At 42.6% G+C, this 10,945-nt stretch carries 10 protein-coding genes; 5 read left to right on the plus strand and 5 right to left on the minus strand.

Translation table 11 applies throughout. The annotated features are described in order from the left end of the window. The 4 genes from HWQ58_RS05635 to HWQ58_RS05650 form a co-directional block, all read right to left on the minus strand. Positions 1-903, minus strand: a 903-nt coding sequence (locus HWQ58_RS05635; RefSeq protein ID WP_292858892.1) for a tetratricopeptide repeat protein, incomplete at its 3' end; no start/stop codon positions are given. 8 nt (positions 904-911) lie between these two features. After that, positions 912-2,333 carry a caspase family protein gene (locus HWQ58_RS05640; RefSeq protein ID WP_292858895.1) on the minus strand — a complete coding sequence of 474 codons (1,422 nt, stop codon included), beginning with the start codon at positions 2,331-2,333 and terminating at the stop codon, positions 912-914. A gap of 196 nt (positions 2,334-2,529) precedes the next feature. Further along, positions 2,530-3,705, minus strand: coding sequence for an alpha/beta hydrolase (locus tag HWQ58_RS05645; RefSeq protein ID WP_292858898.1), 1,176 nt, complete (start codon positions 3,703-3,705; stop codon positions 2,530-2,532). 77 nt (positions 3,706-3,782) lie between these two features. Then, positions 3,783-4,211 carry a hypothetical protein gene (locus HWQ58_RS05650; RefSeq protein WP_292858902.1) on the minus strand — a complete coding sequence of 143 codons (429 nt, stop codon included), beginning with the start codon at positions 4,209-4,211 and terminating at the stop codon, positions 3,783-3,785. A gap of 338 nt (positions 4,212-4,549) precedes the next feature. On the opposite strand from HWQ58_RS05650, the gene psbQ reads away from it, so the two are divergent. The 4 genes from psbQ to hemJ all read left to right on the plus strand — a co-directional run bounded on the left by psbQ (position 4,550) and on the right by hemJ (position 8,000). Beyond that, positions 4,550-5,017 (plus strand): photosystem II protein PsbQ, encoded by a 468-nt coding sequence (gene psbQ, locus HWQ58_RS05655; RefSeq protein WP_292858905.1) that lies wholly within the window; start codon positions 4,550-4,552, stop codon positions 5,015-5,017. A 99-nt stretch (positions 5,018-5,116) separates the two neighbouring features. After that, positions 5,117-6,223, plus strand: coding sequence for an FAD-dependent oxidoreductase (locus tag HWQ58_RS05660; protein WP_292858908.1), 1,107 nt, complete (start codon positions 5,117-5,119; stop codon positions 6,221-6,223). A gap of 103 nt (positions 6,224-6,326) precedes the next feature. Beyond that, the gene (locus HWQ58_RS05665) at positions 6,327-7,178 is read left to right on the plus strand and encodes an alpha/beta fold hydrolase (RefSeq protein ID WP_292858911.1); all 852 of its coding nucleotides are present in this window, start codon (positions 6,327-6,329) and stop codon (positions 7,176-7,178) included. A 240-nt stretch (positions 7,179-7,418) separates the two neighbouring features. Further along, positions 7,419-8,000, plus strand: a complete 582-nt coding sequence (hemJ, locus tag HWQ58_RS05670; RefSeq protein WP_292858914.1) for a protoporphyrinogen oxidase HemJ — start codon at positions 7,419-7,421, stop codon at positions 7,998-8,000. A 93-nt stretch (positions 8,001-8,093) separates the two neighbouring features. On the opposite strand, the gene HWQ58_RS05675 is transcribed toward hemJ, so the two are convergent. Continuing rightward, a complete protein-coding gene (locus tag HWQ58_RS05675; protein ID WP_292858917.1) occupies positions 8,094-8,987 on the minus strand; it encodes a peptidoglycan-binding protein in 894 nt (297 codons plus the stop codon). A 399-nt stretch (positions 8,988-9,386) separates the two neighbouring features. Here HWQ58_RS05675 and HWQ58_RS05680 point away from each other — a divergent pair, with 399 nt between their 5' ends. Continuing rightward, on the plus strand, positions 9,387-10,916 hold the full coding sequence (locus HWQ58_RS05680) for a leucine-rich repeat domain-containing protein (protein ID WP_366837415.1): 1,530 nt from the start codon (positions 9,387-9,389) through the stop codon (positions 10,914-10,916). Positions 10,917-10,945 lie beyond the last annotated feature (29 nt).

The following is a 10,945-nucleotide window of genomic DNA, read 5'->3' on the forward strand; positions in this document are numbered from 1 at the left end:
TTCGTAGAGTAATGCCAAATTGTTCAGGCTAGTTGCCACAGAGGGGTGTTCATCCCCCAGCAGGCGTTTTGTCATCGCCAAAGCTTCGATGTACAAAGGTTCGGCATCGCTGTACCTTCCCTGTGATTCGTAGAGTCCTGCCAAATTGTTCAGGCTAGTTGCCACAGAGGGGTGTTCATCCCCCAGCAGGCGTTTTGTCATCGCCAAAGCTTCGATGTACAAAGGTTCGGCATCGCTGTACCTTCCCTGTGATTCGTAGAGTAATGCCAAATTGTTCAGGCTAGTTGCCACAGAGGGGTGTTCATCCTCAAAACGTTTTCTAGTAGCTGATAAACTTTGTTCATGCCAAGGTAAAGCTTGCACATAGGCTCCTTGACCTTCGTAAAATCTAGCCAAGCCTATAAAAGGCCAGATTAAATCATCATCGCTTAACCAAGCTTGGTAAACTGTAGCAGCTTCCCCAAGGTGAGGGATGGCAAGAGTTACTTGAGCAATTTCTACTAATGTGGGTGTGTAAGGAATATCTTTTGCTACGGCTACCATTGCTTGACAATAGCCACGCTTGAGTTCGTTTGTTTCAGCCAAATCTTCTAGCTTCTGCTGCAATAATTCCCGAATGCGATCATGGATTTGGTAGGTGTCCTCTGCCAATTCTTGCAGCAAATAACGCTCAACTAAAATAGTGCAGTTAGCTTTGAGGTCAAATTCCCACTGGCTATAACTTGCTGCTGATTCAACCATTGACCAAGGGATAGGAGCCAAAGCAAACAAACTCAAAAGACTTGCCAACTTTTGCGCCTCTGGTTCTAAGCACTCCCAATTCAACTCAAAAGCTGCTGCTACACCAGACTCACCTGCTGATGCTTGCTTTTGTAGCCGTGCGAGAATGTCTGCTAGCATCATACTCCTCCTCAATTTTGACTATGCCCCGCTATTTGGTAGAGTGCAATGGGTAAATAACCGATTAATTTACAAATTTCTTTTGCTGTCTCCGTCTTTTGTTGAACATATTCATCGCCCAATAGCTTTGCTAATAATTCTAAGGCTCCATCTTCTGACAATCCACCTAACGGCAGTGATGGATATGCTAACCCTGTACTTAGACGAGTGGTAATCAACACCTTAAACCGAGAACCTTTAGGTGGTAGGTAGGGTTTAATTTGCATCCAGTCTTTGACATCATCAAATATCAATAAAACTTTGCCAGCTTGCCACTTCTTCCAGCAATAAGCAACTTGACCTGCTAGGCTTAATCCATCCGGTGGATTAAAGTCAGGTAAATTCACAACTCCAAACTCTACTAACTGGGTTCCCAAATCAATACCTTGGGGATTTAACCAACAACACCCGCCAGAATAATCTTCTAAATATTGCCATGAGTATTGAATAGCTAACTCTGTTTTACCTACCCCACCTTGCCTAGTCACATCGGTAATAGCTACAACATCATTTGCTTGCAATAGCTGCCGCAATTGTTCTATTTGCTCATCCCTGCCGACAAACTTACGAGCTTGACTTTGTTGGATATTATGCGGGATGTCAAACGGATTGAAATGAGATTTTTCAATATCTCCATCCCAAGTACGGGAATAAAAATAAGTAGGCAGTTGTTTTTTATCTAAAGTGTTAAATCGCTGCTTAACTGCCTCAGTAACTTCGCTCATGTTCGGGGGAAAAGTCCCATTAGCTGCTACAAAAGCCTCCCGCACAGCTTGAGAAAAGTATCCTGTTTTATTTTCAGAATTTACCTTAGCTTGTTCTCCTTCCCGCGTAGCCAGTAACACAAATTGTTGACTATCTTGCTTTGGCTGACCGCTTAAAAAAGCTTTGCCACCTAAGTTAGTTGGTCTTCTCTTCGACTCTAAAACATAATTGGCACAGGCATCAATAATACAAATATGATTGCGAATCTGAAATTTTTCGGAACCAAGTAAAACTAATAAAGAATTCAAATCTAAATTCTGCCAATTCTGTTTATTGGCATCAGCACAAAGCAATCGACGCTCTCGTTCTGAGGTAATCAAACCATGTCCCGCCCAAAAAATGTAGAGTAAATCCCCCGACTTTGGGGATAAAAAGTTAGTCACAATGTCGGAGATATTTTGCTCTGTTGCTAACTCTACAGTTAACCCACATTCCTCAATTAATTGATGATTTTGTTCCAGTGCTGATAAACATAACCGGATATTCTCCTTCGGGACACCGCGCCGATGCAGCCAATGAGCAAATTTCAGCGCGTCATCGGCTGGCCCCCCACCCGTTACATTCCAAGTAGATTCATGGTACTTTTCAATACCCACAATTAACCCAAATGTCCGCTCAGGTTTAGCCATCAACTGCATGATGATTTAGTTTCTCACCTCGTATGGAAAATAACCTAATCCCCTAATCCCCTAACCTCCTTCCCTAGCGGGGAATCTACGGTGTACACACTTGAATTACCCCCCTTAATCCCCCCTTATAAAGGGGGGAAACAATAAATCTAGTTCCCTCCTCTTTACAAGGGGAGGGTTAGGGTGGGGTAAACCATTATGGCAACCTCGAAATAATCGCCTCCCAGGTTTTGGCATTTGTCCAATAAGCACCGTGGGAACGGGGAAATGGTTGTCTGCTATCCACTCGCACATCCTGCACTCGCTCAGGGAAAATTCTATTACCCACGTAACTGAGAAAATCCCGTAAATCGTAAATATTCAACCATTCCGGGAAATGCTCTGGCAATAACTGCCCATATTCTAAGCTGTAGAGGGCGTTAATCTCATATAAAAATGGTGCTTGGGAACCAACTGTTACCAATAATTCCACCTGAGACAACTGCTGTTGCACTAGCAAATCTACACAAGCTATACCTCCCAAACTATGGGCAATTAAAACCACTGGCGGTTCTGCTTGGGCAATTTGTTGCTGGATAAACGCCCTGATTTTTTCACCCCGCGTCTGATACAACAAAATATCACCGGGCATAGGCGAGACTTTATCAGTTAACTCAAGGCGGTTTCCTCTGACATAATTTGTTCCCATTGGTAACGCTAGTCCCACAAGTGGCTTTAATAACCAGCCACCCAATCCTAACTCCGCCTCTGTCAAAGCCAGAGTCAGCAATTCCACAACATCATCCCGCAATTGGGCATCGATGAGTATCGGGGGAAATTTTTCTTGCTGTTCGCTAATAAACATTGCTTGAGCGACAATTGCTCTAGCTATTGGTGGATAATATTCACTCAAATCAGATTCAGAAACTGTGAGCAACGCCTGATCATACGGTTCACTGTGGATAACATCTTCTCGTGCTGGCTCAAATACCTCTGCAATTCCCGCCTCTTGCAACTTAGCTTCCAGTTGAGATGCCGGAGTGAGACTGGCTACACGAGATTGTAAAACATCCCCTGGTTCTTCCCCAAAGGGATTTCCTGCCTCAATCGGTTTCAAAGACAGCAGCTGTAATTCATACAGAGGATCGCGGTATAATTGCCCCCACAGTACAATCTCTGCGTCTTCTTCTCCTTGAGATAAAGCCAGTGTCGCATCTTCCAAGGGTACTGATGCCCGATTATCATTGAACTTTGCACCTAATCCACCCCAAAGACAAGGAGAAACTTTGATGTCAGGACGTTGGGCGTGAATCTTTTGCTCAATTATCTGAAAGGTTTCGTTGTATTCTCGTTCTCTAATGCCTGTGCCATGTACAAATATTACAGTGGTCATTGTGATAAGGCGGGCTATGGCTACGCAAAGCTTTCCTCTGTATTATTCCTCACTACTTTCTCTAAGACAAGTTGATTTCATTGACTTGGTTTATTAAAAACTTCTAAAATCTGTCGGCAAATCTGTTTGAGCTTTTCCGCAATTTCACCAGAAGGCGAAGATGCGCCGACAACATTCCAGTTTTCTACCGTAGAAAGTCGCCACGCTTCGCCGCGATGATCGAATCCAGCTACCTCCACGCCGATCGCCCGGCGAGAATTATTGATGGGATCTTGATAAAATCGGATTTGAATTAAAATACTACGACTTCGCCAAGATTTGCTAATCCCAGGAAAGTGAAAGCCGATATCTATAGAATCTGGATCGACTAACTCCCTAGTTTCCGGGTCATTTTTCCAGGGTTTGAGATCGGATTTGGCATCAGGAAACTCGAATTTGAACAAATTAACTACCGTAGCAATGTTGCTGGCGAGTTCAAGGTTCGTTGCCTGTTCAGCTGCGTTCACTAAAAAACACTCCTATATTGCGTCGGCATCTTCAAGGATGTGAAGAGAGAAAAACCGCCAGAAGGCTTATATGATTGGTGTTTCAGCTTATCAAGAGCTTTGAGATTTAGCAACTCTAAATCATATTTTCCTAACAATCCTCGTTACTAACAGAAGCCAAAAATTGCTTCTTTTTAGGACTGGTTAACACCTATTAAGTAATTGTACTTAAAAAAATCCTCAAAAGAGAAAATATCAAGATTTTCTGTAAAATCCTTGGCTGACAAGAACGATTAACTGCGCTAGCGATCTAAAATGACACTGTGAATCGGTAAACAAAAAGCAATTAAGTTCAATATATGGTGCGTCAACGCTCGATTTTTTCATTTTTCCTAGTACTAATGGCCACATTCCTGATTAGTTGTGGTGGTCCTGGTGTTGCGGTGGCACCTCCGACTTACACAGCAGTACAACTTGAAAAAATTCAGGCTTATGTTCCTGAAATTCAGGCTGTGCGCGATCGCTCACAAGAGTTGACAACCCTGATTAAAAGAGGTGATTGGATTAATGTGCGTAACTTTACACATGGGCCCATAACAGAAGCAAGGCTGAACCTGACTTATGTCACTTCCAATCTTCTACCCAAAGACCAACCCAAAGCACGTCAAATAACACGAGATTTGTTTAACGACCTGGTTAAACTTGATAAAGCTACTAGTGCTGGCAATTCTCAAGTTGCCTTAAATAACTCCCAAGCTGTTTTCGCAGAGATTGACAAATTTTTCCAACTGCTTCCTCAGACCAACAGTGAAGCAGAGGCAAGTTAAGCGCAAGGTAAGATGAGCAAAGGGGGATGAGGGAGAGTAAAAATTATTTAGTTGCTCGCCCTTGTCCTGCTACTTCCCCATCTTTGCTTCAAAACAGTAATGAGTCATGTAGTTATTGTCGGTTGTGGTGTAGTCGGGGCTGCGATCGCATACCAACTGAGTCTAGTAAAAGGGCTAAAAATTACAGTTTGCGATCGCCAACCACCAGCACAAGCTTCCACAGGCGCTGCACTTGGCGTTTTGATGGGCGTAATCAGCCAAAAAATCAAGGGCAAAGCTTGGCAGATGCGGCAAACTAGCATCCAACGCTATGAAACCTTGATTCCTGAACTAGAAGCTTTAACAGGTCGCAAAATTCCTTTTAATCGTCAGGGAATTCTCATGCTTTTGTCTGATTCTTCCCTAGAGGGGATATCAGCATGGGAAAAGTTAGTAGAAATTCGCCACTCTCAAGGCTGGAATTTAGAAATTTGGGACACGGCTAAACTCCAGAATATTTGTCCTCAAGTAGAACGCGAAAAAGTTACTGGCGCTGTCTATTCTCCGCAAGACCGCCAGATCGATCCAATTGCCCTCACCTTAGCTTTAGTTGAAGCTGCCCAGCAAAATGGTGTAACTTTCAAATTTGGCGTGACTGTTTTGGATGCCCCAACCTCAACACCTGAATTTTGCGATTGCCTTGAGACTACAGAAGGAAAAATAACCGCTGATTGGTTTGTAATTGCAGCAGGATTAGGTTCAACACCCCTAACGGCAAAATTAAATCAGATAATTGATATCCGCCCCGTACTTGGGCAAGCCTTGCAAATGCGTGTAGGGCATCCATTAGGCAATCCCAACTTTCAGCCAGCGATAACGGGTAATGATGTCCATATTGTTCCTGTGGGCGGTGGAGATTATTGGGTAGGTGCAACTGTGGAATTTCCTAGCAATGGCGATCAGATACCGCCAAATCAAGAACTGCTGGAATCTATTAGAGAACAAGCGATCGCATTTTGCCCAGAATTAGCCACAGCAACTATTCTCCGCACCTGGTCGGGCTTACGTCCCCGTCCTGAAGGACGCCCAGCCCCAGTTATTGGTAAGTTGCCAGGGTTTAGTAACGTCCTCCTAGCTACCGGACACTATCGCAACGGCGTTTTACTAGCACCCGCTACAGCTTATGCGATTCGTGAGATGATTATTTCTCAGGGAGCAGGGGGATGAGGGGGATGAGGGGGACAAGGGGACAAGGGGACAAGGAGAATAACTCATGCCCAATGCCCAATTCCCAATGCCCAATTTCCAATGCCTAATATAGGAAAATAACGTGTCAATAACAGAACATAAAATCAATGTAGATTCACTGGAATGGTTTTATCGGGAATCTTTACCAATCGGCAGAAGTGACTTAGCGCCTGTGTTGTTGCTACACGGCTTGGTTTCACAAAGTTACAGTTGGCGTCATATTATACCTGCTTTGGCGAAGCAGGGTACAAGAGCGATCGCTCCCGATTGGATTGGTTACGGCTTTTCTGCCAAACCAGAAAAACGAGATTTTGCTTACACTCCCGATGCTTTTATCACGGCTTTAGAAGGTTTTATTAAAGCCCTAGAACTTGAACATTTTTCTTTAGTTGTCCAAGGCTTTTTAGGTTCTGTAGGACTACAATATGCTTTGCGTCATCCAGAACAAATTGCTAATTTAGCTATTTTAAATACACCAATTTCAACTGCTGCTAAATTACCCTGGAAAATTAAACAAATGGGTCTGCCTTTGGCAGGTGAAGTAATGACCCAAGACCCCTTATTAGTCGATCGGACACTAGAAGGTGGAAGCCGTTATCGCATAGGAGATAAGGATTTAGATATTTATCGAAAACCATTTTTAACCGCTTCTTCATCTGGTCGAAGTCTCTTAGCAAGTATTCGCAATTTACAGCTTGATTCAGCCATGACAGAAATTCAAACTGGCTTTAAAGAATGGCAACAACCAATTCTGATTCAATGGGGTATGATTGACCCTTGGCTACCTGTAGACATTGCCGAAAACTTTACCAATTCTGTACCAAATACTGAATTAATAAAACTTAATAACGTCGGACATTACCCTCAAGAACACTACCACGAGGCGATTTTAGAAGACCTTTTACCCTTTGTGCGTCGTAAAGATACTCATTGACAATATAGCTTTGACAAAAATCGATATTATAAAAATGAATGTCAGAATTCAGGAGTCAGAATTCAGAATCAATTAGTGGAGGATTCCAAATCACTACTAAATAGAAGATGAAGAGGCTAAATTCAAATATTCTTTATTGTTAAGACTCCATCCTTTCACGGTTGGAGGATTATGAATTCTGACTCTTTTTTATTACCATTAAAAATGCATCACAACCACAAGTAAAGGAAATTAGGACTCATGGCCTATTCATGGTTTAAAGCCTTTCATATTGTCGGATTTGTAGTTTGGTTTGCTGGTTTGTTTTACTTAGTACGTCTTTTTATCTATCACGTTGAAGCTAACCTTGAACCGGAACCAGCACGAACGATATTGAAAAATCAGTATCAAATTATGGAAAAGCGCCTTTACTCTATCATCACTAACCCAGGAATGTTTGTGACGATCGCAATGGCCATCGGTCTATTAACCACTGAACCGGACGTTTTAAAAGAGGGTTGGTTGCATATCAAACTGCTGTTTGTGGCTATTTTAATTGGCTATCATCATTACTGCGCTCGGCTGATGAAGAAATTAGCAGTAGATGAGTGTCGTTGGAATAGTCAGCAATTACGTGCTTTAAATGAAGCACCTACAGTTATGTTAGTAGCGATCGTTTTGCTGGCTGTGTTTAAGAATAATTTACCTACAGATATCGCTGCTTGGGCTATTTTCGCCATGATTATTTTGATGGCAGTCACTATTCAACTTTACGCCAAAAAACGCAGACAGGATAAAGAGAAACTGACGGCACAGATAGGGCAACCACAAGAACAAAGTTAGACAAAGTAAGATAGCACACCTGTGCTATCTTACTAAACGCTGCATCACAACAATAAATGCTACCAATTAACCATTACTTCATCCTGAAAATATTTACAGTAAATCATCCCCAGCAATTACGGTAGTGTAAAAAGTATATTTGCGATTAGCGACATAACGACGGTCTTGTTTAACAATCGCCATAAACTCTCTATGTCCCTCACGAGTACGTCCTACTAAACAACCCGCACTGGCAAGGCGAATATCATTCCGGGCAAAATCAAAGCCGTAGTGTTGATTCACATAAAAATCATCGCCTGTATCAAGTTTGTCACCAGTCCGTTTAAAATCTTTGTTGAAATCTCTACAAACAGTTATATCTCCAACTTGCACTAACGCTTCATGAGGCTCGGCTGTGCCGTGGGTACCAACGGCCCAAGCTTTGTATTGTCCAAACTGAATCCTAGCTGCTCCTTTGGAATTCATTGGATTATAAGTGTAGTACTTCCCTGGTTCTGTAGTAGCTTCCCAGTGATCTACGATTTTGGGAACGCCATTTACTACTTCAATAACAATCCGGCGATCATTAAATTGATTGGGCGTGTCACTGTTGAGAGTCCAGTCTGCATCTATGCCCTCTACATAAACAATGTTGTATTCTTTGGGATTGGTAAATACCTGATAATCTTTGGCTAGCATATATTTCACAATCTTACTAGCGATGTCATTGCCTAGTTTTAAGGGGGGTTTAGGAAGATCGTCTATTTTGGTTTCAATTAGTTTCTTGGCTGTGACTGCTCCTAAAAAGCCACTCTCTTCAGTCTTTGTTAATTCTTGAAATTTTTTGAGAGATATGACAGAAACAGGGCCAAATTTCCCATCGGCTGGAGGTTCCAGCAAACCTAAGCCGATTAACAGTATTTGAATCTGACGAGCCAAGTCTGCATCTTCTGCGATCGCATCAAATGACCATTTCTCATCTTTTCCCAAGAAATCTTGTAGTTTCATTATGCACCTGCTTTCATTTACTTACTTCTAAGTATAAACATCATTTTTAAAATTGATGTTGTTTGAAACTATACTCTTAACTAAAAGATGATGTCACAATTTTTACTATTAATTTATGATTAAGTACACAAAACTTCACAGATATTACATTGAAGAAAAAACTATTTATTGGCGATATATATTAAATTTTTTTCGTTAATATGGTTCGAGTTCAGAGGTTGAATGGTGAACGATTTTGTAGGGGCACAGAAGTCTGCAATGATATCTACAACGAGCTACGCTAACGCACATTGTCTGAATGCAATCCTTGATACAGGCTAGATTATTAATTAGCTCAATTTCTCTGCTGCGCGTCCAAGCAGCAACTCGTCGTCAGGCATCGCCTCTGTAAAACCCGAAATGACTAACGAAGAACTGCTGGAAATTATTGAACAAGCTGTCAGAGACAAGGTGACAGAATTAGACCTTTCTGGGGAAAGCTTAAAAACCCTGCCAGCGGAAATTGGACGACTCACCAACCTGCGATCCCTCGACCTGGGCAGAAATCAACTGAGCAGTCTACCACCGGAATTTGGCCAACTCACAAACCTGCAATCTCTCTACCTCTACAACAATCAACTGAGCAGTTTGCCAGCGGAAATTGTCCAACTCACCAACCTGCAATCCCTCTACCTTTACAACAATCAACTGAGCAGTCTGCTAGCGGAAATTGGCCAACTCACCAACCTGCAATACTTCTACCTGAGCAGTAATCAACTGAGCAGTCTGACAGCGGAAATTGGCCAACTCACCAACCTGCAAACCCTCTACCTGAGCGGTAATCAACTAAGCAGTCTGCCAGCGGAAATTGGCCAACTCACCAACCTGCAAACCCTCTACCTGAGCAGTAATCAACTGAGCAGTCTGCAAGTGGAAATTGTCCAACTCACCAACCTGCAATCCCTCAACCTGAGCAGTAATCAACTGAGCAGTTTGCCAGCGAAATTTGGACAACTCACAAACCTGCAAACCCTCTATCTCGACAACAATCAACTGAGCAGTCTGCCACCAAAATTTGGAAAACTCACCAACCTGCAATCCCTCGACCTCAGGGGTAATCAACTGAGCAGTCTGCCAGCGGAATTTGGCCAACTCACCAACCTGCAATCCCTCTACCTGAGCTGGAATCAACTGAGCAGTCTGCCAGCGGAAATCAGGGAACTACCAAACCTGAAAAAGCTGGATCTTCGTAGAAATCCACTCCCCATTCCACCAGAGATTTCCGGGCCGAAGTATTTATCCGAAGATCCAGGCGATGTAAATGCAATTCTCGATTTCTATTTTCGGGTGCAAGACCCAGCCGAAACTGAACCCTTCTACGAAGCAAAATTCTTGATTATTGGTGAAGGAGGAGTCGGTAAAACTTCTTTAGCCAAAAAAATTAAAAACGAAAACTATAAACTCCAGGCGAATGAAAAATCAACTGAAGGCATTGAGGTGATCCAGTGGCACTTTACACAGCCCAATGGCAAAGATTTTCGTGTCAACATCTGGGATTTTGGCGGTCAGGAAATCTACCATCAAACACATCAGTTTTTCCTCAGCAAGCGTTCTCTGTATGCCTTAGTCGCCGATACTCGCAAAGAAAACACTGATTTTTACTGGTGGCTGAAAGTTGTCGAACTCTTGAGCGACAAAAGTCCAGTTATCATCATCAAAAACGAAAAACAAGACCGTCAGTGCGAAGTCGATGGAGGGCAGTTACGAGGAGAATTTGACAACTTTAAGGAAATTCTGGCAACCAATTTAGATACTAATCGTGGTTTGATAGAAATTAAAAAGGCTATTCAGCTTTATATCAGCAATCTTGACCATGTTGGTACACCTCTACCAAAACTTTGGGTAAGAGTCAGAAACGCCTTAGCTCACATCTTGCACCTGGAAATATGAATGTCAAAACCACAACTAAGTGCAAGGAG

It is taken from the genome of Nostoc sp. LPT, assembly GCF_017115165.1.
Taxonomy (GTDB): Bacteria; Cyanobacteriota; Cyanobacteriia; order Cyanobacteriales; family Nostocaceae; genus Nostoc.